Genomic DNA, 24,226 nt, shown 5'->3' with positions numbered 1-24,226 from the left:
AAAATATTTAATGCTATTTATGGTGCATAAAAGCTTGCTTCGCCAATAAAGTTTCTTCAGACTCTACGTGGTTATCATCAGGCACACAACAGTCTACAGGGCATACAGCAGCGCACTGTGGCTCCTCGTGAAAGCCCATACATTCTGTACATTTATCTGGTGCGATGTAATAAACCTCATCACTTATAGGCTCCTGAGTTTCATCTGCATCTACTTCTTTCCCATCAGGTAAAACAACTTTACCTTCAAGGTCTGTCCCGTCTGCATAGCGCCAGTCATCAGCACCTTCATAAATTGCGGTATTTGGACATTCTGGCTCACAAGCCCCGCAGTTAATACATTCATCAGTTATTATAATTGCCATAGTATAATCGTTTTCTTATCCGTAATTTTGCCCTAAAGTGGACTTTTGATAATTAAATTCTGCTAAAACTAAATTAAAGTTTAACGTTAATACCCATTTGATATGGCGTATTACTTTTTTTAATATCAACGTACAAAATTAAGGTCTGCCCTTAACTCTACCAAACCATTTATGGATTTAAACCAAAGAATTACTGCATTCTCAAAGCTGGGTCTTTTTTTAAATGATTTTTTGTCGAACACTACAAAAAGTGATATGACATTAGCTGATACGCAAACTTTACAAATTGAGTTTGCAGAAGTATTAAAAACTGCAACTCGTGAAAATGCCTGGTTTACCCCAGAACATCTGCAAATGGCACTTAGCAGCTGGTCAGAATCACTCACTGAAACTTCTCTAAAAAACTGGACTAGTGCCTATAACTTTGATACTAATTTAGAGTCAAAACGTGTTGCCGTTATCATGGCAGGCAATCTTCCGCTGGTAGGTTTTCATGACTTTTTAAGTGTTCTTATTAGTGGACATTCGGTACTGGCAAAACTATCATCAGACGATAAATTAATACTTCCGTATTTAGCTAAGGTATTAATCGCAATAGAACCACTTTTTGAAAACAAAATAGAATTCACTGAAGGTAAATTGGCTGCTTTTGATGCAGTAATTGCTACTGGCAGTAATAACACTGCACGGTATTTTGAATATTACTTTAAAACCAAGCCCCACATTATACGTAAAAATCGAAATGCGGTAGCGGTTTTAACAGGTAATGAATCTACAGAAGAACTTGAGTTACTAGGGGATGACATCTTTAGATATTTTGGCATGGGGTGCCGCAGTGTGTCAAAACTTTTTGTTCCGCAAGATTATAACTTTGACTTTTTTTATAAGGCAATGTTTAATTACAAAGACCTGCTAAACCATCATAAATACGCTAACAATTATGATTATAATAAAGCGGTTTATTTAATGAGTTTGTTTCCCATACTCGATAATGGGTTTTTAGTCTTAAAAGAAGAAGAAAACTTCTCTTCCCCTATTTCTGTTGTATTTTATGAGCGCTATGATAATTTAGAGACTCTTAAAACTTATTTAGACGAAAAAACAGACCAGATACAATGTATTGTTGCTTCGGGATTTGATCAAAAAGAAGTAGGCTTCGGGCAGGCTCAAAAGCCGAATCTTAGTGATTATGCTGATGGTGTAGATACCATTGCATTTTTACTAAAAATATAAAGGTTTGCATCCTATAAATTATTAATAATTTAAGGTCTTTTGTTAAGCTTTTAGGCATCTTTGCATTGCTTTTTAAAATAATAATACCGTGACGAGAATCGCAGTAGATTCTTATGTATTGTATTTTAAAATCCGTAATTTTTCGACTTCTAAAAATAAAGATTAAGCAGATCAAATATTCAATCCATGAAAAAACATAATTTCAGTGCCGGACCAAGTATTCTTCCTCAAGAAGTGCTTAAACAGGCCTCTGACGCCGTATTAAATTTCAACAATTCAGGTTTATCGCTTATAGAAATTTCTCATCGTAGTAAAGACTTCGTTGATGTGATGGAAGAAGCTCGTGAACTTGCCCTGCAACTTTTAGGTCTTGAAGGTAAAGGCTATAAAGCACTATTTCTTCAGGGAGGTGCAAGTATGCAATTTGTAATGGCAGCATACAATTTACTAGAAAATAAAGCAGGATACTTAAACACAGGGACCTGGAGTGATAAGGCTATTAAAGAAGCAAAGATTTTTGGAGATGTTGTTGAAGTAGCTAGTTCTAAGGATAAAAATTTTAATTATATACCTAAAGATTATTCAATTCCTTCAGGTTTAGATTACCTACACGTTACTACAAACAATACCATTTTTGGGACACAACTTAAAAACATACCTGCTTTAGACATTCCGCTAGTGGCAGATATGAGTAGTGATATTTTCTCTAGACAATTAGATTTTACCAAGTTTGATCTTATTTATGCAGGAGCTCAGAAAAATATGGGGCCAGCAGGTACAACGCTCGTAGTGGTACGTGAAGATATTTTAGGTAAAGTAACACGTCAGGTACCGGCGATGTTAGATTATATACAACATATTTCTAAAGGTAGTATGTACAATACACCTCCTGTATTTGCCGTTTACACTTCTTTATTAACCTTAAGATGGTTAAAGAATAATGGTGGTATTAAAGGTGCAGAAGAAAATAACGATAAAAAAGCTACTCTTATTTATTCTGAAATAGATTTAAATCCGCTGTTTACAGGTTTTGCAGCCGTAGAAGATCGCTCTACTATGAATGCTACATTTAACCTTACAGAAGATAATCTAAAGGAAACTTTTGATACGATGCTTAAAGAAGCTGGTATTAGCGGGGTAAATGGTCACCGCAGTGTAGGTGGCTACCGTGCATCTATGTACAATGCATTGTCACTTCAGAGCGTAGGAACTCTGGTTGATGTTATGAGTGAATTAGAGCGTAAAGCCTAATCTCTTTAAATTAATCAGTTGTACAACAACAAATGGAAACTGTAAAATGGGGTTAACCTCCTATTATTAACACTCGCAAAGCGGGTAAATTCAAATATAAAAGATGAAAGTTTTAGCAAACGATGGCATTTCACAATCTGGAGTAGACGCTCTAAAAGCTGCCGGTTTTGAGATCATCACCACTAAAGTTGCTCAAGAGCAATTAGAAAACTATATCAACGAAAATCAAATAGACGCCCTACTTGTACGTAGTGCGACTAAAGTGCGCAAAGAACTTATAGATGCCTGTCCTAGCCTTAAATTAATAGGTCGTGGCGGTGTAGGTATGGATAATATTGATGTTCAATACGCAAAGGATAAAGGACTAAGCGTAATAAACACTCCGGCATCTTCATCTGCATCTGTGGCAGAATTGGTTTTTGCACATTTATATGGTGGTGTACGTTTCCTATATGACGCTAACCGCAATATGCCTTTAGAGGGAGAATCAAAATTTGGTGATCTTAAAAAAGCATACGCAAATGGTGTAGAATTAAGAGGAAAAACTTTAGGTGTTATCGGTTTTGGTCGTATTGGCCAGGCTACCGCAAAAGTTGCATTAGGTGCAGGAATGAAAGTTATTTACTCTGACCCTTATATGGAAAAAGCCGAAGTGAAGCTTGACTTTTTTGATGGGCAAGAGGTTACATTTAAGTTTGAAAGCAAATCTAAAGAAGATGTTCTTAAAGAAGCAGATTTTATTACCTTACACGTACCAGCTCAAAAAGAGTATGTTATAGGTAAAGCTGAATTAGAAATGATGAAAGATGGTGCTGCACTTATTAATGCTGCACGTGGTGGTGTTGTAGACGAGATCGCATTAATAGATGCCTTAGACTCTGGTAAATTAGCATTTGCAGGATTAGATGTTTTTGAAAGCGAACCTAAGCCGGAAATCAGAATTCTTATGCATCCTAAAATCACATTGTCTCCGCACATTGGTGCTGCTACAAATGAAGCTCAGGATCGTATAGGTACTGAACTTGCAGAACAAATTGATGCTATTTTAAAAAAATAAATAGATAAAAACATCCTAAATTCAAAAGCCGAAAGAGATTTCGGCTTTTTTTGTGGGTAACAATCCTTAATAAATTGTTAAAACATTTAAAAACTTCTTATCTTTAAAGTCTAACAGTAATAATTAATTAAAATGGCAGGTTTATTAGACTTATTAAATAGTGATTTAGGAAAACAGCTTATTAGTGGAGCAAGTGCACAAACTGGCGCTTCAGAAAGCAAAACTGCAGATGTGTTAAGCATGGCATTACCCGTACTACTAGGTGCAATGAAAAAAAACGCACAAACTAAGGAAGGTGCATCTGGTCTATTAGGCGCTTTAAGTAACAAACACGATGGCAGCATTTTAGATAATTTAGGAAGTCTCTTAGGTGGTGGCAGTGTTGATCAAAATGTTATAAGCGATGGTGCAGGTATTTTAAGTCACGTTTTAGGAGGTAAGCAACCTGTTGTAGAAAATACACTAAGTCAAAAATCTGGCCTTGATGCCGGTACCGTAGCTCAAATTTTAAAAATAGCCGCTCCTATTCTTCTAGGTGTTATAGGTAAAGAGACCAAACAAAATAATGTAAATGATTCTAGCGCACTTTCCGGAATATTAGGGAGTATGTTAGGAGGCCAGCCTAAAGGAAATCAAAGTCTTATCGAAAGCTTAATAGATGCAGACGGTGATGGCAGCGTTTTAGATGATGTTGCCGGTATGGTTTTAGGATCTAATAAAAAAGGTGGCCTTGGCGGAATGCTAGGTGGTCTTTTTGGAAAATAGTTTTCATTGGTTAAGTAATTAGTAAGCCGCTTTTTAAGCGGCTTTTATTTTGCATTAAATTTGGCAGGAGTTTTGTAGCTTTAAAAGAAAAAGTATGAAACCATTTATTTACTTCTTTGTCGCCCTGAGTCTTATTTACGGTTGTGCCAGTACTCAAACCAACAAAAAATTGACAGGGAATAATACTGCGACTACTGCTAATGATACCGTGCGTATTGCCAATGATAGCTTGGAATACGAGATCCTTATTATAGAACCCGGGTTCAATACCTTTTTAGTTTCTATTGCACGACCAGAAGGCTATTACACACAAAATTACTTAGAAAACAAAAACAGGTTTTTGGTGACAGAGTATAATCAAAGAGTTAACCAACCTTTTACATTTGATCCTAATCTATATCCACAGCAAATTAATTACGACAACAATGTAGATTATGGTTATGAAGTTAATTACAAACTTTATAACTATTTTGTTTTTTTTAGTAGGCAATACAATCAGCGATTTAGCGTGCCTACTCGAATTTAAATAGTTGCCGTTTTTTTTAATACGGAATACTATATTTGCGCCGTGAAAAAATTTAAGGAAAACTGGGAAATCACCCAAAACTGGCAATTAATTTATCCCTTTATAGGAATAGTGCTCGCATTAGGATCAGGATTGCTTATAGCATATCGATTTAATGATTATTTTGAATCTGGAAGTGTAACTCAACTTCTATTTTTAGGCATTGCTACTCTCCTACTTGCGTATCTCTTTATTAAAATCAGTTTGTTTTGTTTTAAAAAACTTAAAAATCGCTGGATTTTAGAATACCGCTGGCAATTTATTGCGGTTTTTATTGTGTTTGCAATCACCGGTTCTACTGCCGGGAGAATATCAAGTCCAGTAATGAATTTGATAGGACTCGATTATGATTCTACTTCGGGATGGCTCTATTGGCCATTGCGTATCGTACTTATATTTCCGCTTTACCAACTATTGCTTTTAGCTGTAGCCTGGATTTTTGGTCAGTATAAATTTTTCTATCAGTTTGAAAAGAAAATGCTTTCCCGTATGGGCCTTGGGTTTCTGTTTACTAAGTAGCAGAAAATCCTGGAATAAAATTCAATAAAAAACCTTCAGAACTGCTTTTAAACAGCGCTGAAGGTTTTTTTATAACTTCTACTTTAAAAAACTAGTTCTTCTTTTTCTCAGGTTCTGAAAACAAATCTAGATAGGCCTGTCCTAAAAACTCAATAATCACACCAGCAGTCAGGCCTTCGTAACCCGTATGATTTATAGCGATATCTGCAGCTCTGCCATGTATGTATACGCCAAATATTGCTGCCGTAAGCGGATCGTAATTCTGAGCTATAAGCCCTGTAATTACACCCGTTAATACATCACCGCTCCCACCGGTTGCCAGACCCGGGTTACCACTATTGTTTACATAGTATTTCCCCTCAAAGACTACAATCGTATGAGCATCTTTTAATACCAGAATGCAATTATACTTTTCAGAAAAAGCTTCTGCTTTTGCAAGTTTATCAAAATCATCATCCCAGCTACCTATAAGACGTTCTAGCTCCTTGGGATGCGGAGTTAATACAGAATATTTAGGTAATAAATCAAGTAATTCTTTATGTTCTGAAAGCATATTTAGTGCATCAGCATCAAGAACAAGCTGTGTTTTATTCTGTTCTAAAAAAGTTTTAAATGCAGAGACGGTTGATTTTGCCATTCCCAATCCGGGCCCTATGCCTATAACATCTGGCTGCAGATCAAACTTTATTTCTTCTAGATAATCACCATTGTGACGGTCTGTTACAACCATAACTTCGGGTACAGCTGCTTGTAAAATAGGTAAGCCCTGTCTCGTAACATAAGTTGTTACAAGACCGCTACCACTACTTAAAGCTGCCTTACTACACAATACTGCTGCTCCCATTTTACCATAACTTCCGGCAATCAAAAGACTATGACCATAGGTGCCTTTATGACTAAATTTTGCTCGGGGTTTATACATGTGTTGCGCTTCAGCCTTACCAATGAGCTGCGCTTTGGTTTCTACCGAGTTTAAATAGTTACGGTCAAGACCTATATCTAAAACTTCCCAACTGTTTATATATTTTCCGCCTTGCGGAAGAAAAAATACCAGTTTAGGAGTTTGAAAAGTAAGCACTACCGTAGGTCGTACAACTTCTTCATTTTCAAGTAATCGATCAATAGCCATCCCAGAAGGAACGTCTATAGCTAAGATATAAGCACGGCTCTCGTTAATTTTTTTAAACAAATTTTGAACCCAGGTTTCTGCCGGTCTATTAATACCTATACCAAAAATACAGTCTATAATCAGATCCTCTTTAGCCAGTTCCGGAAAGTCATTTTCAGACTTTATTAAAAGTGGCCAGTTTTTAGTTTTGCTTTTTAGCGCATCTAATGCATCTAAAAAGTCTTTTGATCGATTCTCACTATAATTAACAACATAGGTGGTTACATTATATCCATTCTCAATTAAATTACGTGCAATTACAAGACCATCACCCCCGTTATTACCCGTACCACAAAATATTTTAATTGCTACAGGTTGATTTTGTAAGCGCTGGTGCAAATAATGAAACGCATAACCACCGGCACGTTCCATAAGATTAAAGGACGGGATGTTTTCTGCCTGTTCTGTTGCTTTATCTGCTTCGTATATTTGATCTTTATTAAGTATCTTCATAAGAGATTCTAATATCTATTAAAAAATTCGCAAGGATTTAGTGATTTTAAAGGCATAATTAGTAAAAAAGCTTTTTAAAATCTAATGGCTGATAAATCCTCAAAAATGCCCTTTCAGCCTTGCTCTTCTAGGTAAAAATAATACTTTTGAATACAACAGTTTGACGCTATGAAAGCAATTAATACAATTATAACTTCCTCTTGTACGACCATTATGGGTCTTACAATTGCTTTCATTATTACCCCTAGGGGTATTGTATAAACATATAACTTCGCCACTGCTCGTGTTTACACGAAAACAACTCATTTTTAAATCATTTCAAACACAAAAGCCATGCGTGTTTTAAAATTTGGCGGTACTTCTGTAGGAAGTGTTGCAAACATAAATCAAGTAATCAACATCGTCTCTAAAGGCGCTCAGGATCAAAATATTGCCGTTGTAGTTTCTGCATTAGGTGGTGTCACAGATCTTCTGATGCAATGTGGGTCACAAGCCAGTAAAAAGGAAGAATATTCAGCTATTTATGCTGAAATAGAAACTAAGCATTTAGAGTTTATTTCTGCATTAGTTAAAAATGATCAGGAAGCTGTTGATGAAATTCAGGGGTTACTAAATGATCTAAAATCACTGCTTCAGGGGATTTATTTAATTAATGAACTGTCTCCTAAAACCATAGATAAATTACTTGCCTTTGGTGAGATTTTATCATCTACGATCATTACCAGAGCAATGTACGCACAAGGTCTTGACGCTGTACGTAAAGACAGTAGAGATTTAATTACCACAAACGATAAGCATACCAAAGCTGCTGTAAACTACAAGGTCACTAACAGTCAACTAGAGTATTATTTTGCTAAAGCGAAACAAAAAATTACAGTACTGCCTGGCTTTATTGCTAGTTGTGCTTCTGGAGAAACAACTACATTAGGCCGCGGCGGATCAGACTTTACAGCGGCAATTGTAGCTGCCGCTCTTGACGTTGATCAAGTAGAAATTTACACAGATGTTAGCGGTATGTACACTGCAAACCCTAAACTTGTGAAACAGGCAAAACCTATAGATACGATCTCGTATCACGAGGCGATGGAGCTTTCGCATTTTGGCGCTAAAGTGCTCTACCCGCCTACAATTGTTCCTGTGATGAGTAAAAATATTCCTATTCGTATAAAGAATACACTACATCCTGAAGATGCAGGTACACTCATACAAAATCAGGAAGGTATAAGCGAAAATCCTATTAAAGGACTTAGCAACATCAATAATATCGCACTTCTCACTTTAGAAGGCGGCGGTATGGTAGGTATTCCTGGAATAAGTAAACGCCTTTTTGAAACGTTGAGCAATCAAGGCATCAACATTATTCTAATTACACAGGCATCTAGCGAACATAGTATTTGCTTAGGTGTTATGGAAGAAGATGCAGGCCGTGCAAAAATTGCTATTGATGAAGAATTTGAATATGAAATTTCACTAAACAAAATAGACCCACTTACTATGGAAATAGGACTTAGCATCATCGCCCTTGTAGGCGATCAGATGAAAAGTCATCAAGGTATAAGTGGTAAAATGTTTAGCACACTAGGTAAAAACAACGTCAATATACGGGCTATCGCACAGGGCGCGAGTGAAAAGAACATCTCTGCCGTTATTGCACAGAAAGATGTTAAGAAGGCTTTAAACAGCTTACACGAACGTTTCTTTGAAGCTCAACGCAAACAATTAAACTTATTTATCACCGGTGTTGGAAATGTAGGGGAGCGCTTGCTCAAGCAAATTGAACAGCAACAGGAGTATTTAAAAAAACAGCTTAACATTAATATGCGTGTGCTGGGTTTAAGTAATTCCCGGAAAATGCTTATTGATGAAAATGGTATTGATCTTACAAACTGGAAAGCACTTTTAGAAGAAGGTCAGCCCGTAACTTTAGATACCTTTCATCAGGCAGTCGTTGAATTGAATCAGCGCAACAGTATTTTTGTAGATATTACTGCAAATGCAGATGTTGCAGCGATGTATGGTAAGTATCTTAAGCAAAGTATTGCCGTTGTTGCGTGTAATAAAATTGCCTGTTCTTCAGACTTCGCAAAATATAGCGAACTGAAACATTTAAGCAAAACTTACAATGCACCTCTTTTATTTGAAACCAATGTGGGTGCAGGATTACCAATTATTGATACCCTAAACAACCTAATCGCTTCTGGAGACCGTGTTAAGCGTATTCAGGCAGTATTATCGGGAAGTTTAAATTTTGTTTTTAACAATTTTAAATCTGGAGACAGCTTTTACGATGTGGTGCAAGCCGCTAAAGCAGAAGGCTATACAGAACCCGATCCTCGTATTGATTTAAGCGGAGTCGATGTAGCACGTAAGATCTTAATTCTAGCGCGTGAGAGCGGACTTAAAATCAATTTAGAAGATATAGACAATGATCCGTTTTTGACTAAAAACAACCTTGAAAGCAGTGACGTTCCGCATTTCTTTGAAACCTTAAAAGAAGACGCCGCGCATTTTGAGAAACTAGTTGCAGATGCTGAAGCTAAAAACCACCGTTTAAAATACGTTGCTCAATTAGATAATGGCAAAGCAAGTGTAGGACTACAAAGTGTACCCGAAGGGCATCCTTTTTATGATCTTAAAGGCTCAGACAATATTGTATTATTCTTTACAGAACGCTACCCAGAGCAACCTATGCAAATTAAAGGTGCAGGAGCCGGTGGTGATGTAACAGCATCAGGTCTATTTGCAGACATAATTAGAACGGCTACGTTTTAAAATCTAAACTAAAAAATAGAATTACAAAATCGAATTCTTAAAGCAGCAGATTTTAAATGCTGCTTTAAGAATTTTGATTATTCAACCTAGAATTTACAATGAACGAAATACGTGTTTTTTCACCGGCAACGGTAGCCAATGTAAACTGCGGTTTTGATGTTTTGGGTTTTGCCCTTGACGGTCTTGGCGATGAAATGGTCATACGCAAAGTCGCAGAAAAGGGAATTAAAATCACACAGATTACGGGTGCAGATTTACCTTATGAAGCAAAAGAAAATGTAGTGGGAGTTGCGGGTTTAGCGATGGTAAATTCATTGAATTTAGACTATGGTTTTGAGATAGAAATTCATAAAAAAATACGTTTAGGAAGTGGTGTTGGAAGCAGTGCCGCAAGTGCTGCAGGAATTGTTTTTGGTATCAATCAGTTTTTAGAAAAACCGTTATCAAATTTAGAACTTACGGCTTTTGGGATGAAAGGTGAAGCGGTTGCAAGTGGCAATGAGCACGCAGATAATGTTGCTCCATGTTTGTATGGAGGCTTCACATTAATCACGGGATATTCACCTTTAAAAATCGTTTCGTTACCCGTTCCTGAAGAACTTTATGTGACGGTAATTCACCCACAGATTACGATTAAAACCAAAGAAGCTCGAGCTATTTTACCAGAGCAGGTAACACTTCAAAATGCCATTAAACAGACGGGTAATTTAGCCGGATTAATCGCTGGCCTTTATACGAGCGATTATTACTTAATCGCATCAAGTACTCAGGATGTTTTAGTAGAACCTTACCGAAAAAACCTGATTCCTGATTTTGACTTTTATAAGCAAACGGCCATAGAAAATGGCGGATTAGCCTTCGGAATAAGCGGTTCTGGACCTTCAATGTTTACCTTATGTAAAGGTGCTCAAAACGCTGGTTCAGTTGAAATTGCATTAAAAAAAGCTTTAGACCTTAAAAAGATGAAAGGAGATAGTTATATCTCACCCATTTCGAGACACGGCAATCGCATTTTAGAACAAAAATAATACGGTTAAAAACGCTACTTGGAATATTTCCTAGCTGTAGGAAAAAAAATATTTTAACCAAAATAACAACCTAGAATACCTTAGAAAATGATCTATTACAGTTTAAACGGAAAGGCCCCCGAAGTAGGATTAGAAGAAGCTGTTGTGCGCGGTATTGCACCCGACAAAGGTTTGTATTTTCCGCAGGAAATTAAACCACTTCCCTCCTCTTTTTTTGAGAATATAGAAACCCTTTCTAACAACGAGATTGCCTTTGAAGCAATCAAGCAATTTGTGGAAGGTGTTATTCCCGATGAAGCTTTAAAAGACATCATTGAAGATGTACTTTCATTTGATTTCCCGGTTGTGGAGATTGAAGAAAACATAGGAACGCTAGAATTATTTCACGGTCCTACCATGGCATTTAAAGATGTAGGTGCTCGTTTTATGGCACGTTGTCTTGGCTACTTTTCTGCACAAAAAAAAACGCAAGAACCGGTAACAGTTTTAGTCGCTACAAGTGGTGATACAGGAGGTGCTGTTGCACGTGGTTTTTTAAATGTTGAAGGGGTCGATGTGGTCATACTTTACCCTACCGGAAAAGTAAGTGACATACAAGAAAAACAACTTACAACTCTGGGAGCAAATATTACGGCTCTAGAAGTTGATGGTGTTTTTGACGACTGCCAGGCAATGGTTAAAACTGCCTTTTTAGATGAAGAAATCACATCTAAACGTAAATTAACTTCTGCTAACTCAATTAATATTGCACGCTGGATTCCGCAGTTATTTTACTTCTTGTTTGCTTACAAACAAGCTAAATCCAAAGGAAAAGAATTGGTTTTCTCTGTACCTAGCGGAAACTTCGGAAATATTTGCGCCGGTATGGTTGCTCATAAATTAGGGATGCCGGTTAAGCATTTTGTTGCCGCTGTAAATCGTAATGATATTGTTCCTGAGTTTTTAAAAACGGGAGTTTATAAACCTAAACCTTCGGTAGCTACAATTAGTAATGCCATGGATGTAGGAGACCCTTCAAACTTTATACGTATTCAAAAGTTATTCAATAACGATCTTGAAGCGCTTTCGCAAAAGTTATCGTCTTTCTCGTACACAGATGAGCAGACTAAAGAAGCGATGCAGCGCATTTATAAAGAAACCGGCTATATAGCAGACCCGCATGGAGCGGTGGGGTATTTAGGACTTAAAGACTATTTAAAAAACCATCCTCAAGCTTACGGAATATTCTTAGAAACCGCACATCCTGTTAAATTTTTACCGGTTGTCAATCCGGTAATTGACGCAGAGGTTGCAATTCCACCTCAAATTGAGAGTGTTATGCACAAAGAAAAACAAGCTATCGCAATTAAAAATTACGATCAGTTCAAGGCGTTTTTGTTGAAATAGACCGTGTACTTTTCTCTGTAGTTTTGATACATTTGTGTTCTTAAAATTTACAGATGAAATCTACTGCACTTACTAAAATACACGAAAGTCTTGGAGCTAAAATGGTTCCTTTTGCAGGCTATAATATGCCTGTTTCTTATGAAGGAATCAATATAGAACACGAGACCGTGCGCAACGGTGTAGGTGTTTTTGATGTATCGCATATGGGTGAGTTTCTAGCCATAGGCGATAGAGCTTTAGATTTATTACAAAAGGTATGTAGTAACGACATTTCAAAAATTCATATAGGTGGTGCTCAATACAACTGTCTTCCTAACCACGAAGGCGGTATTGTAGATGATTTGATTGTGTATCGCATCAGAGAACATGAATATCTGCTTGTTGTAAACGCTTCTAACATAGACAAAGACTGGGAATGGATTAGCCGTCACAATGATCTGGGCGTTGAGCTTAAGAACATATCAGATAACTTTTCACTTCTAGCTATACAAGGGCCTAAAGCGATTGAGGCCATGCAATCTCTTACTGATACAGATCTTTCTGCTATTAAATTTTACAATTTTGAAGTTGCTCCTTTTGCAGGAATAGACCACGTGATTATTAGCGCAACAGGATATACAGGCAGTGGTGGTTTTGAAATTTACTGCCACAATGAGTTTGCAGAACAACTGTGGGCTAAAGTTTTTGAAGCCGGAAAGGATTTTGGTATTAAACCTATAGGTCTTGCTGCCCGCGACACGTTACGTCTTGAAATGGGATACTGTTTGTATGGTAATGATATTAACGACACTACATCTCCTATTGAAGCCGGCCTGGGGTGGATTACAAAGTTTTCTAAAGACTTTATAAATTCTGAAGCTTTAAAGGCTGAAAAAGAAGCCGGTGCCGCACGTAAATTGGTAGGTTTTGAGTTGCTAGAACGTGGTATTCCGCGTCACGATTATGAGATTGTAGATGCTAACGACGTTGTTATAGGTAGTGTTACCTCAGGAACAATGTCTCCTTCACTTTCGAAAGGAATTGGTCTGGGTTACGTCAAAACAGAATACAGCAAGCCAGATACTGAACTTTTTATAAAAGTGCGCAATAAAAACATTAAGGCTAAGGTTGTAAAACTTCCTTTTTATAAGGGCTAAAACCATAAGTTATCCCAAATCAAAATACACATAGAATACTCATTTTAGGAGCCAGTGGGTTTCTTGGTGGTGCCTTGTATAAAGAATTACATAGGTATTACGATACCTATGGTACCTACCATACCGGTAAAATCTATTCAGATAACAAGCACTTTATTCATTTTGATGTAGTACAGGATAGTATTTACGAGGTTCTTAATCATGTGAGACCTAATATCGTTATCTCTGCAATACGCGGTGATTTTGATGGTCAGGTAGAAGCACATGAAGATCTGTGTGATTATGCTAAACGTACCGGTATATTTGTTATTTACTTATCTTCGGCAAACGTTTTTGATGCATTTACAAATTACCCAAGTTATGAACTTGATAAAACTTTATCTGAAAGCAAGTTTGGGAAGCTCAAAATACGCTGCGAGAACTTTTTTTTAAACTACCTACCGGAAGAGCAGTATGCAATTATAAGACTCCCTATGGTATTTGGTATGAATTCGCCGCGAGTAAGGGAAATCAAGAACGCAATTTTACTACAAGAGCAAGTTGAAGTATTTCCGCATTTAATAATGAATACAAATACAGATAAGAAGCTTTCACAACAGATACACTATATCATAAACAGAAAGCGTTTTGGTATTTTTCATCTGGGAAGCAATGATCTCATACACCATCAGGAGTTTATAAATGAAATTATCGCAAAACTAGACCTAAAGATAAAACCGAATTTCAAATTAGTTTACACCTCTAATTTTGATCGTTATCTGGCGGTTTTGCCTAAAGACAATAAATTACCAAAACATCTGAGTATTACTAACGAAGAAGTCGCTTCAGAATCGCAAGCCTACTAATTGCTTAATTTATGAAATTTAAAAAACTGCTCATCTACACGGCTTTGCTCCTTCTACAGATAGCAGCTTTAAAATTTATCGCGCAGTTTCCGCAGTTTATAGAAACCTATTATAGTAATGGTATTTACCCATACAGCTCTAGAATATTTAGGTATGCTTTAGGTTGGATTCCATTTTCATTTGGTGACGTGCTTTACGCCGTTGTAATTATTTACCTATTAATTTCGGTCTATAAACTTTTTAAAAACCGATTTAGAAATGGCTTAAAATTTATTACCGAAGGACTATTAGTTGCCAATATCATTTATTTCAGTTTTCATCTATTATGGGGTCTCAACTATTACAGACTTCCACTACATGAATCATTATCAATAGAAAAAGACTACACAACCGAAGCGTTAATCAGCCTAACTCAACGACTTATCAAAGAGTCTAATGCACTTCACAAGCAACTGCAACCGGCAGATAGTTTACCGGTGGTATTCGATTTTGCATTGTCTGAAGTTTTTAAAAAAACTCCAGACGGGTATGCGATTGTCGAAGACAATTTTCCTCAACTCGATTATCACCCTATAAGTATTAAAAATTCTCTTTTTAGATTACCACTCACCTACATGGGCTTTGGAGGATATTTAAATCCCATAACTCAGGAAGCACAAATAAACGGGTTGATGCCGGCACATCGCTGGCCATTGGTAAGTTGTCATGAAGAAGCACACCAACTGGGTTTTGCTAAAGAAAACGAAGCTAATTTCATCGCGGTTATGGCCACTACAAATAATCCTGATCCATATTTTAAATATTCAGGTTATATTTTTGCACTGAGATATTGTTTAGGCGAAGTTTTTAATCGAAATCCAAATGTAGGAGAGGTTTTAAGTACACAAATGGCTCCCGGAATCATTGCAAATTATAGAGAGTCACAAGCTTTCTGGGAAGCTTATGAAAATCCTATAGAACCCATCTTAGAGGTTTTTTACGGTAATTACCTAAAGGTTAATAATCAACCATCTGGTATGCAAAGCTACAGCTATGTAGTTGCGCTCCTTGTCAATTATTTTGAGAATAAATCGTCATTGCCTTAAAAACGTTAAATTATTCCTAATTAATTACAAAAAAGGCTTAACAAACTGTGCAAAAAGTATCTTTAAGAAACTCTAAACAATTTGTTAAAATGAAAAAAAAGCTATTCTTCTCCGGATGCTTTTTACTCCTTTGCTGCTTTCTCTCTGCACAAGAGTATTTTCCGGTAAATGATGGTGTTAAAACCACTAACACAAACTACACACTATTTAAAAACGCTACGCTACACCCTACTCCGGGAGAAACTGTAGCTAATGGAAATTTACTTATTAAGGATGGTAAGATTGTATCGGTAGGCAAATCTGTAAATGCGCCTAAAAATGCTGTTGTAATAGATTTGATGGGTAAACATGTCTATCCTTCTTTTATAGAAATGTATTCCTCTTTTGGGGTTGAAACTCCCTCACGAGAACGCAATGGCCGCAGTCCCCAATATGAACCTACCCGCAATGGCTACTACTGGAACGATCACGTGCGTGCAGAAACAAATGCACTCAATGATTTTAAATACGATTCTAAAGCTGCAAAAGATTTAATTGAAGCCGGTTTTGGAGTTGTAAACACACACAAGGCAGATGCTATTGCTCGTGGTAATGGTATTCTGGTAGCTTTAAATAAAGACGGTGATGCTTCAGAACGTTTAATAGAAACTCGTTCTGCACAATTTTTCTCGTTTAGCAAAAGCAACCTTTCTCCTCAGTCGTACCCAAGTTCAATTATGGGAGCAACTGCTCTTATAAGACAATTGTTTGAAGATGCAAAATGGTATAAAGGGGGTAATGTGCCTACCCGCGACTTAGCACTTGAAGCATTAAATAAGAATATGGATTTACCTCAGATTTTCTATGGTGACAATCTTTATGATGATTTACGTATCGCTAAACTTTCTAAAGAGGTTAACATACCATTTATTATTGTAGGAGGCGGCGATGAGTACAAGCGTATTGATGAGATTAAAGCCACTGGCGCTTCGTACATAATTCCTGTTAATTTCCCTGAGGCCTATGATGTTGAAGATCCTTTTCAGGCAGATTATGTAAGCTTAAGTCAAATGCTAGAATGGAATCAGGCACCTACTAATCTTGCTAAACTTCAGGATAATGGGTTGACCTTTGCCATTACAACTACAGACTTAAAGTCTCCAGATAAATTAATGCCTATGCTTCGTAAAGCATTTAAATATGGCCTGAAAGAAGAAACTGCATTACAGGCATTAACCACAGTACCTGCAAAATTATTAGGCAAAAGTAATGAACTGGGCACTTTAACTACAGGAGCCTGGGCAAACCTTTTAATTACTTCAGGACCTGTTTTTGATGAGAAAACAATTATTTACGAAAACTGGGTACAGGGCGCTCAGAACGTTATTAAAGATGCGAGTATTATCGACATTGATGGTAACTACACAGTGAATGTAAATGGCAAATCTTATGAGATGACCATTTCAAAGTCTACAGAAAAACCTTCAGTAGTTGTTAAAAGTGGCGATACTAAATTAGGTTCTAAGATTGCTTACACAGACGGTTGGTTAAACGTAATGTTTACAGGAGAAAATTCCGAAGTAAAAGAATATACCCGTCTAATTACACAGATTAACCCTCAAACAAGCTGGAGTGGTAATGCGATTTTACCTAACGGAAAAGAAACTGGTTTCACTGCTATTAAAAAGGAAGCATCCGAAGGAGAAGACACTGAGGCTAAAGATAAAGAAGATGCAGACAAAGAGGAAGATGCGGTTGAAGTAATGCCCATGACCTACCCCAACATTGCTTATGGGTATACTGAAAAACCAAAAGCACAAACAATATTGTTTAAAAATGCGACGGTTTGGACTAATGAAGAAGCAGGAATACTTAAAGAAACAGATGTTCTGGTTAAAAATGGTAAAATCGCTGCTGTTGGCAAAGGCTTAAGTGCTAGTGGTGCACAGGTAGTAGATGCAACCGGCAAACATTTAACAAGCGGAATCATAGATGAGCACTCGCATATCGCTGCTTTTGATATCAATGAATCTGGTCAAAACTCATCTGCCGAGGTGCGTATGAGGGATGCTGTAAATCCTGACGATATAGATATCTACCGTGATCTTGCAGGTGGTGTTACTACCATACAATTACTTCACGGATCGGCAAACCCTATAGGCGGGCAGTCTGCTGTTATGAAACTTAAATGGGGTTCTAGCATAGACGAGATGGTTCTTGACGATATTAAGTTTATCAAATTTGCTTTAGGTGAAAATGTAAAACAATCAAACTGGGGAAGTTTTAGTCGTTTTCCTCAAACGCGAATGGGCGTTCAGCAGATGTTTACAGATTACTTTCAGCGCGCACGTGAGTACGAGGTAAAAAAGAAAAGTGGTAAACCTTATCGCAAAGATTATGAGATGGAAACTCTTGTTGATATTTTAAATAGTGAGCGATTTATATCTTCTCACTCCTATGTTCAAAGCGAGATTAATATGCTTATGAAAGTAGCTGAAGATTTTGACTTTAGAATAAACACATTTACACACATTCTTGAAGGATATAAGGTAGCAGATAAAATGGCAGAGCACGGTGTTGCCGGTTCTACATTTAGTGACTGGTGGGCTTATAAATATGAAGTTAATGATGCCATCCCGTATAATGCTGCAATTATGTGGAGCGCCGGTGTATTAACCGGTATTAACAGTGATGATGCCGAAATGAGCCGCAGATTAAATCAAGAAGCTGCAAAAACAATGAAATATGGGGGTGTCCCAGAAGAGGAAGCCTGGAAGTTTGTAACACTTAATCCGGCTAAAATGCTTCATATAGACAATCGAACTGGTAGTATAAAAGAAGGTAAAGATGCAGATTTAGTTTTATGGTCAACTTACCCAATGTCTGTAAGCGCAGTTGCAGAAAAAACCTTGATTGAAGGCGCGGTTTATTTTGATATCGAAAAAGACAAACAGCTACGTGAGACTGTTAAAACTGAAAAAAATAAGCTTACAACACTAATGCTAACTGCTAAAAATAAAGGGCTAAAAACACAACCCGCTAAGAAAGAAGAAAAGCAGCGATTAGATTGTGACACTTTAGAAACACTTGAATAATTATGAAGACGCTAAATAAACTATTTATAGTGCTGCTTCTTGCGACTTTTACAGTGCAAGCTCAGCAAACTCCAGCTCAAAAACAAACAGGAGAAATAACCTTAACCGGCGGCACAGCACATATTGGTAATGGTACGGTTATAGAAAAAAGCCTAATTTTTATTAAAGACGGAAAGATTACAGGTGTTTACGACGCCTTAACTACTAAGATGCCATTACGCGGGGAAATCATAAACATAGAGGGTCAACACGTCTACCCAGGCTTTATTGCCCCTGACACTACATTAGGTCTGGTTGAAATTGAAGCTGTGAGAGCTACTGAAGATCAGGACGAAATAGGAGAATATAACCCGCATATTGAAGCTATTGTTGCCTATAATGCAGAATCTAAAGTTGTAGAAAGTATGAGACCAAATGGGGTTCTTATTGCACAGGCGGTTCCGCAGGGTGGTACGATTTCTGGACAATCATCTGTAGTACAATTAGATGCCTGGAACTGGGAAGATGCTGTGGTAAAACGCGGTGATGGTATACATTTAAATTGGCCAAACAGTTATAAGAGAGGCCGCTGGTGGGAAGGTGAAGATCCCGGATACAGCCCTAATAAAGATTACAAATCTGATATTTTAGAGATTGAAGACTTTATTGCGCAATCCCGTGCATTCACTTCTGGCGATTCCTCTATCAAAAATCTACCCTATGCAGCAATGCAGGGAATAATTAATGGCACACAGAACTTATACATTCATGTAGATTCGGATAAAGAAATTCTTGATGTGTTAAAGTTTAAAAAAGACTTGAAGATTGAAAAACTTGTACTTGTAGGAGCTTACAGAGGTTACAAAGTTGCAGATCAAATCGCTAAAGCCAATGTTCCTGTAATTCTGGCCAGAGTACACAGTTTACCAGATGCAGAAGATGATGATTACAATATCTCTTTTAAAATGGTAAAAGATCTTATAGATGCTAAGGTAACTGTAGCTTTAGGGAATAGTGGAGAGTACTGGCAATCCCGTAACATTCCATTTTATGCCGGTCAAACTACGGCTCACGGTTTAAGCTTTGAAGATGCATTACAACTTATCACAAAAAATCCGGCTACAATTCTTGGAGTTTCTGACCAATTAGGAACTTTAGAGGTAGGAAAAGATGCTACATTATTTGTAAGTAAAGGAAATGCTCTTGAAATGCAAGGAAACTCAATAACAAGAGCTATGATTTCAGGTAGATCTATAAGTTTAGAAAGTCATCAAACTAAGCTATACAAACGTTATATGGATAAATACAGTAGAACTGAATAACATTCATCAAAATTAAAAATTTAAAGGTTCGGGTTAAAAACCCGAACCTTTTTTGTTTCTGAACGTATCTAACATAAAACAATATTGAATAAAAGTTTAAATGGCTCTATTCAGCACTGTTATTTTCGCCTCGGTTTAAAATTTTAGCAATTAAAAAATCGCCAGTAACTATTTTTTCAGATTAAGACATTACTAAATTACAACGTCTTTTCGCGCTTTCTAATAGCCTAAAAGAACACTCTAAGAATGAAACTATATAAAATATGATATAAAAAAAGCCCGATCATAGATCGGGCTTTTAATTATTTAATTGGAAAAAAAGAATTACTTAGTTTCTAATTTATCTAATTGAGCTTTATATTTATCAGCTTCGGCAGTATTACCTAATTGAACATGTATATTATACAATGTACGTACTGCTTCAATATTTACTTCTTCACCAGCGATGGCTTTTTCTAAATAAGGAACGGCATCGCTATATAAAGCTAAACGCTTTTTCTTTAGCTCACTGTATTTAGCATTATCTGCCTTACTGTTTCCTAAAGTATTCATTTGCTCAATGATTTCCTTATCCTTACCTAGCATTAATGCGGCAATATTTAAGTTAGCTGCACTATAGTTAGGATCTATTTCTAAAGCTTTTGTGTAATAACTCATTGCTTTATCATCATTTCCAGCTTTAGATGCTCCTACTCCAAGGTTAAAATAAAGACCAGGATTATTAGGATCTTTGGCAATAACCTTATTCATAGCTGCTTCATATTCAGCTGTCATATCCATTTTTAGGTAAACATCTGCCGCAGAACGTAGAAGTGCATCATCGTCTGGGTTTTCAGCAAGTGCATCATCAATAGCAGAAATTGCCTTTTCATTTTCACCCTCCTGAACATAGATTAAAGCGATATTTTTTGCTATTTCGCCGGCGCGAGATTCGGTAACTTCTGTTTTTGGATCTTCATGAGAACCTGATTTCACAAAAAGATCACGTTGTTGCTTTGAGTTAAAACTCTCTACCTGACCGTTTTCTTTATTTTTTGCTGTAAACTTAGTTTCAATACCAGTATATCCTAAATCTTTTAGCTGCGTGTAATAATCTAAAGCTGTGTCATAATTTTGACCATTAACAGCATTTGATGCAGCAAAATATAGGTATGATGTATCTTTTGGGCTTAATGTATAAAGTGTATATAATTTAGTTGCAGCCGCATCATATTTTTCAGCATTTTGATCATCTACAGCTGAAGAAATAACTGCGTTCATCGCTTGTTGCTTAAACTGTATAGCTTCCTGACCGTATTTGCTACCTCCATTAAACTCGCTAACTTTTGTAAAAGCTTCCATTGCTTTTAAAAGATCGTCTGCTTTTTTATTATCGTCTGCTCCTAAATAAGCTCTACCTTTTATGAAGTAATAATATTCTTTTTCTTTTTCATCCATCTGGCCCATCATACTTTCAAGACCACTTATTTCAGTTTGTGCCTGCACATAACTACCGGCATCAACTGTTTTTTCCGCAGATTTTATCTCTTTCTTCTGCGCAAAAGTTAAAGCGGTAAATGATAGTGCCGCTAATAATAAAGATTTCGTTTTCATTATTTTATTAATTTAATATTCAACTTTGGTTATTCTTCTTCGTCAGAAGAAGGTTTTTCATTATTTATATGTTCATCTGTAGTTGCAGACGTTTCTAAAGTTTCATCACGATCTTCTAAATCATCATCGTCAATTGCATCTTCATCTTTCTTAACTTTAGTAACTGCTGCAATGGTATCCCCATTTTTTAAATTAATTAAACGTACACCTTGAGTAGCTCTACCCATTACGCGTAATTCTGAAACAGCCATTCTAATCGCAATTCCAGATTTATTAATGATCATTAAATCATCTTCGTCTGTTACGTTATTAATAGCTACCAGGTTACCAGTCTTTTCTGTAATAGAAATTGTTTTAACCCCTTTACCACCACGATTTGTAACGCGGTAATCTTCAACTAGAGATCGTTTACCATAACCGTTTTCTGATACTACGAGTATATTAGACTCTGCATCATTAACAGCTACCATTCCTATTACTTCATCATTATCATCTGCAAGAGTTATGCCACGCACTCCAGAAGCGTTTCTTCCCATAGGTCTGGTCTTCTCTTCTTCAAAACGAATTGCCTTACCCGATTTGATTGCCAGCACAACCTGGCTATCTCCTGTGGTAAGTTTAGCAGAAAGTAATTCATCATCATCCTTAATGGTAATTGCATTAATACCATTAGTACGTGGTCGTGAATATTGTTCTAGCGATGTTTTTTTAACCTGCCCTTTTTTAGTCACCATTATGACATAATGACTGTTGATGTACTCTTCATCTTTAAGATCATTTGTACATATAAAGGTCATAACCTTATCATCTGGCTCAATATTTATAAGGTTTTGAATGGCGCGGCCTTTAGAAGTTTTACTTCCTTCAGGAATTTCAAACACACGCATCCAATAGCATTTACCTTTTTGAGTAAAGAAAATTAAATACTGGTGGTTTGTACCCACAAATAAATGTTCTAAGAAATCTTCATTACGTGTTGTAGAACCTTTTTGACCTACTCCACCTCTATTCTGAGTTTTATATTCTAATAATGAAGTACGTTTAATGTAACCCGCATGAGAAATGGTTAATACAACCTTCTCATCAGGAATTAAATCGGTTATACTAACATCACCACCCGCAAAATCTATTGTAGTGCGACGCTCATCACCATACTTACCTTTGATCTCGAGTAACTCTTCTTTAATGATTTCCATTCTGCGATCCTTGCTTGCAAGAATACCCTTAAGATCTTCAATAGTCTTAATTATATCTGCATACTCATCTCTTAACTTGTCTTGCTCCAGACCCGTTAATTGACGCAAACGCATCTCTACTATAGCTCTAGCCTGAATTTCTGAAAGCTCAAAGCGCTCCATCAATTTGGTACGTGCTTCTTCAGCATTACTACTTGCACGTATTATTGCTATAACCTCATCTATATTGTCTGATGCTATTATAAGCCCTTCTAAAATATGTGCACGTTCTTCAGCCTTATTTAATAAAAACTGAGTACGACGTACTACAACTTCATGACGATGCTCAACAAAATGATGAATCATATCCTTTAGATTCAACATTTCTGGTCTTCCATTAACTAAGGCAATATTATTAACACTAAAAGAGGACTGTAAAGCGGTATACTTATATAACGTATTGAGAACGATATTAGGTATTGCATCACGTTTTAATACGTAAACAATACGCATACCATTACGGTTAGATTCATCGCGTATTGAAGCGATACCGTCTATCTTCTTCTCATTAACAAGATCTGCGGTTTTCTTAATCATATCGGCTTTATTAACCTGATATGGTATTTCTGTAACGATAATACACTCGCGACCTTTAACTTCTTCAATTACAGCTTTTGCTCTTAAAACAACACGCCCACGACCTGTCTTAAAAGCCTCACGCACACCCTCATAACCGTAAATTATACCTCCAGTAGGAAAGTCTGGGGCTGTAACATGAGTAATTAATTCATCTATTTCGATATCGTTATTTTCGATATATGCCGAAATCCCGTTAATAACTTCGGTTAAGTTGTGCGGTGGCATGTTTGTCGCCATACCCACAGCAATACCAGACGCCCCATTAACTAAAAGACCCGGGATTCGGGTAGGTAATACTTTTGGCTCTTTTAACGTATCATCAAAGTTAAGCTGATGATCTACAGTATCTTTATCTATGTCTGCTAGCATCTCTTCAGAGATTTTGCGCATACGTGCCTCTGTATATCGCATTGCTGCAGGGCTGTCGCCATCTACAGAACCAAAGTTACCCTGACCATCTACAAGCATATAACGCAATGACCATTCCTGAGCCATACGCACCATAGTATCATAAACAGATGTATCCCCATGCGGGTGATATTTACCAAGAACCTCACCTACTATTCTAGCAGATTTTTTATGTGCAGTGTTAGATCTAACACCTAACTCGTGCATACCAAATAAAACGCGTCTGTGTACAGGTTTTAAACCGTCTCGTACATCTGGAAGTGCACGTGACACGATGACCGACATTGAATAGTCAATGTAGGCTGATTTCATCTCATCTTCAATGTTGATAGGAATTAACTTCTCTCCTTCAGCCATATGTATTTATCTTTAAATTTTTGGTTTAAACAGTAAGGGGCAATATACGTTT

The 24,226-nt window shown here is 36.8% G+C and carries 18 protein-coding genes; 14 read left to right on the top strand and 4 right to left on the bottom strand.

The annotated features are described in order from the left end of the window. Positions 1-13 precede the first annotated feature (13 nt). Positions 14-364: a 4Fe-4S dicluster domain-containing protein gene (locus ACEN25_RS00895; RefSeq protein WP_028375773.1), complete on the bottom strand. Its 351-nt coding sequence runs from the start codon at positions 362-364 to the stop codon at positions 14-16. 171 nt (positions 365-535) lie between these two features. Here ACEN25_RS00895 and ACEN25_RS00890 point away from each other — a divergent pair, with 171 nt between their 5' ends. The 6 genes from ACEN25_RS00890 (at position 536) to ACEN25_RS00865 (ending at position 5,754) form a co-directional block, all read left to right on the top strand. Next, entirely contained in the window at positions 536-1,597 is a 1,062-nt protein-coding gene (locus tag ACEN25_RS00890) for an acyl-CoA reductase (RefSeq protein ID WP_441801216.1), read from the top strand. A gap of 186 nt (positions 1,598-1,783) precedes the next feature. Then, positions 1,784-2,848, top strand: a complete 1,065-nt coding sequence (serC, locus tag ACEN25_RS00885) for a 3-phosphoserine/phosphohydroxythreonine transaminase (RefSeq protein ID WP_441801215.1) — start codon at positions 1,784-1,786, stop codon at positions 2,846-2,848. Positions 2,849-2,951: 103 nt separating this feature from the next. Further along, positions 2,952-3,905, top strand: coding sequence for a D-2-hydroxyacid dehydrogenase (locus ACEN25_RS00880; protein ID WP_028375776.1), 954 nt, complete (start codon positions 2,952-2,954; stop codon positions 3,903-3,905). 132 nt (positions 3,906-4,037) lie between these two features. After that, complete coding sequence (locus tag ACEN25_RS00875; RefSeq protein WP_441801214.1) at positions 4,038-4,670, top strand: DUF937 domain-containing protein; 633 nt, start codon at positions 4,038-4,040, stop codon at positions 4,668-4,670. Between the two features lie 94 nt (positions 4,671-4,764). Next, positions 4,765-5,196, top strand: coding sequence for a DUF6146 family protein (locus ACEN25_RS00870; protein WP_441801213.1), 432 nt, complete (start codon positions 4,765-4,767; stop codon positions 5,194-5,196). A 42-nt stretch (positions 5,197-5,238) separates the two neighbouring features. Continuing rightward, positions 5,239-5,754 carry a DUF6787 family protein gene (locus tag ACEN25_RS00865; RefSeq protein ID WP_441801212.1) on the top strand — a complete coding sequence of 172 codons (516 nt, stop codon included), beginning with the start codon at positions 5,239-5,241 and terminating at the stop codon, positions 5,752-5,754. Between the two features lie 91 nt (positions 5,755-5,845). On the opposite strand, the gene ACEN25_RS00860 is transcribed toward ACEN25_RS00865, so the two are convergent. Beyond that, on the bottom strand, positions 5,846-7,375 hold the full coding sequence (locus tag ACEN25_RS00860; protein ID WP_441801211.1) for an NAD(P)H-hydrate dehydratase: 1,530 nt from the start codon (positions 7,373-7,375) through the stop codon (positions 5,846-5,848). A gap of 333 nt (positions 7,376-7,708) precedes the next feature. Between ACEN25_RS00860 and thrA the strand changes: the two genes are divergently transcribed. The 8 genes from thrA to ACEN25_RS00820 all read left to right on the top strand — a co-directional run bounded on the left by thrA (position 7,709) and on the right by ACEN25_RS00820 (position 20,002). Next, the gene (gene thrA / locus ACEN25_RS00855; protein WP_441801210.1) at positions 7,709-10,147 is read left to right on the top strand and encodes a bifunctional aspartate kinase/homoserine dehydrogenase I; all 2,439 of its coding nucleotides are present in this window, start codon (positions 7,709-7,711) and stop codon (positions 10,145-10,147) included. A 98-nt stretch (positions 10,148-10,245) separates the two neighbouring features. Further along, positions 10,246-11,175, top strand: coding sequence for a homoserine kinase (locus ACEN25_RS00850; RefSeq protein ID WP_441801209.1), 930 nt, complete (start codon positions 10,246-10,248; stop codon positions 11,173-11,175). 87 nt (positions 11,176-11,262) lie between these two features. Continuing rightward, positions 11,263-12,561 (top strand): threonine synthase, encoded by a 1,299-nt coding sequence (gene thrC, locus ACEN25_RS00845; protein WP_441801208.1) that lies wholly within the window; start codon positions 11,263-11,265, stop codon positions 12,559-12,561. A gap of 53 nt (positions 12,562-12,614) precedes the next feature. Next, on the top strand, positions 12,615-13,697 hold the full coding sequence (gcvT, locus tag ACEN25_RS00840; protein WP_441801207.1) for a glycine cleavage system aminomethyltransferase GcvT: 1,083 nt from the start codon (positions 12,615-12,617) through the stop codon (positions 13,695-13,697). 35 nt (positions 13,698-13,732) lie between these two features. After that, on the top strand, positions 13,733-14,542 hold the full coding sequence (locus tag ACEN25_RS00835; RefSeq protein ID WP_051621267.1) for a sugar nucleotide-binding protein: 810 nt from the start codon (positions 13,733-13,735) through the stop codon (positions 14,540-14,542). 11 nt (positions 14,543-14,553) lie between these two features. Beyond that, positions 14,554-15,627 (top strand): DUF3810 domain-containing protein, encoded by a 1,074-nt coding sequence (locus ACEN25_RS00830; RefSeq protein ID WP_441801206.1) that lies wholly within the window; start codon positions 14,554-14,556, stop codon positions 15,625-15,627. Between the two features lie 89 nt (positions 15,628-15,716). Next, on the top strand, positions 15,717-18,701 hold the full coding sequence (locus ACEN25_RS00825; RefSeq protein WP_441801205.1) for an amidohydrolase family protein: 2,985 nt from the start codon (positions 15,717-15,719) through the stop codon (positions 18,699-18,701). Positions 18,702-18,703: 2 nt separating this feature from the next. Then, positions 18,704-20,002 carry an amidohydrolase family protein gene (locus ACEN25_RS00820; RefSeq protein WP_441801204.1) on the top strand — a complete coding sequence of 433 codons (1,299 nt, stop codon included), beginning with the start codon at positions 18,704-18,706 and terminating at the stop codon, positions 20,000-20,002. Between the two features lie 324 nt (positions 20,003-20,326). Here the strand turns inward: ACEN25_RS00820 and ACEN25_RS00815 are convergent, their stop codons facing one another. After that, positions 20,327-21,595, bottom strand: a complete 1,269-nt coding sequence (locus ACEN25_RS00815) for a tetratricopeptide repeat protein (RefSeq protein WP_441801203.1) — start codon at positions 21,593-21,595, stop codon at positions 20,327-20,329. 29 nt (positions 21,596-21,624) lie between these two features. Beyond that, positions 21,625-24,174, bottom strand: coding sequence for a DNA gyrase subunit A (gene gyrA / locus ACEN25_RS00810; RefSeq protein ID WP_441801202.1), 2,550 nt, complete (start codon positions 24,172-24,174; stop codon positions 21,625-21,627). Positions 24,175-24,226: the final 52 nt, after the last annotated feature.

Source organism: Leeuwenhoekiella sp. W20_SRS_FM14 (assembly GCF_052119605.1).
Taxonomy (GTDB): domain Bacteria; phylum Bacteroidota; class Bacteroidia; order Flavobacteriales; family Flavobacteriaceae; genus Leeuwenhoekiella.
This window is presented reverse-complemented; position numbering and strand designations above follow the sequence as displayed.

Bases quoted from the DNA above. Each gene is read 5' to 3' on its own strand.
- ACEN25_RS00895 (WP_028375773.1), bottom strand. From the start codon at position 364: ATGGCAATTATAATAACTGATGAATGTATTAACTGCGGGGCTTGTGAG.
- ACEN25_RS00890 (WP_441801216.1), top strand. From the start codon at position 536: ATGGATTTAAACCAAAGAATTACTGCATTCTCAAAGCTGGGTCTTTTT.
- serC (WP_441801215.1), top strand. From the start codon at position 1,784: ATGAAAAAACATAATTTCAGTGCCGGACCAAGTATTCTTCCTCAAGAA.
- ACEN25_RS00880 (WP_028375776.1), top strand. From the start codon at position 2,952: ATGAAAGTTTTAGCAAACGATGGCATTTCACAATCTGGAGTAGACGCT.
- ACEN25_RS00875 (WP_441801214.1), top strand. From the start codon at position 4,038: ATGGCAGGTTTATTAGACTTATTAAATAGTGATTTAGGAAAACAGCTT.
- ACEN25_RS00870 (WP_441801213.1), top strand. From the start codon at position 4,765: ATGAAACCATTTATTTACTTCTTTGTCGCCCTGAGTCTTATTTACGGT.
- ACEN25_RS00860 (WP_441801211.1), bottom strand. From the start codon at position 7,375: ATGAAGATACTTAATAAAGATCAAATATACGAAGCAGATAAAGCAACA.
- thrA (WP_441801210.1), top strand. From the start codon at position 7,709: ATGCGTGTTTTAAAATTTGGCGGTACTTCTGTAGGAAGTGTTGCAAAC.
- ACEN25_RS00850 (WP_441801209.1), top strand. From the start codon at position 10,246: ATGAACGAAATACGTGTTTTTTCACCGGCAACGGTAGCCAATGTAAAC.
- thrC (WP_441801208.1), top strand. From the start codon at position 11,263: ATGATCTATTACAGTTTAAACGGAAAGGCCCCCGAAGTAGGATTAGAA.
- gcvT (WP_441801207.1), top strand. From the start codon at position 12,615: ATGAAATCTACTGCACTTACTAAAATACACGAAAGTCTTGGAGCTAAA.
- ACEN25_RS00830 (WP_441801206.1), top strand. From the start codon at position 14,554: ATGAAATTTAAAAAACTGCTCATCTACACGGCTTTGCTCCTTCTACAG.
- ACEN25_RS00825 (WP_441801205.1), top strand. From the start codon at position 15,717: ATGAAAAAAAAGCTATTCTTCTCCGGATGCTTTTTACTCCTTTGCTGC.
- ACEN25_RS00820 (WP_441801204.1), top strand. From the start codon at position 18,704: ATGAAGACGCTAAATAAACTATTTATAGTGCTGCTTCTTGCGACTTTT.
- ACEN25_RS00815 (WP_441801203.1), bottom strand. From the start codon at position 21,595: ATGAAAACGAAATCTTTATTATTAGCGGCACTATCATTTACCGCTTTA.
- gyrA (WP_441801202.1), bottom strand. From the start codon at position 24,174: ATGGCTGAAGGAGAGAAGTTAATTCCTATCAACATTGAAGATGAGATG.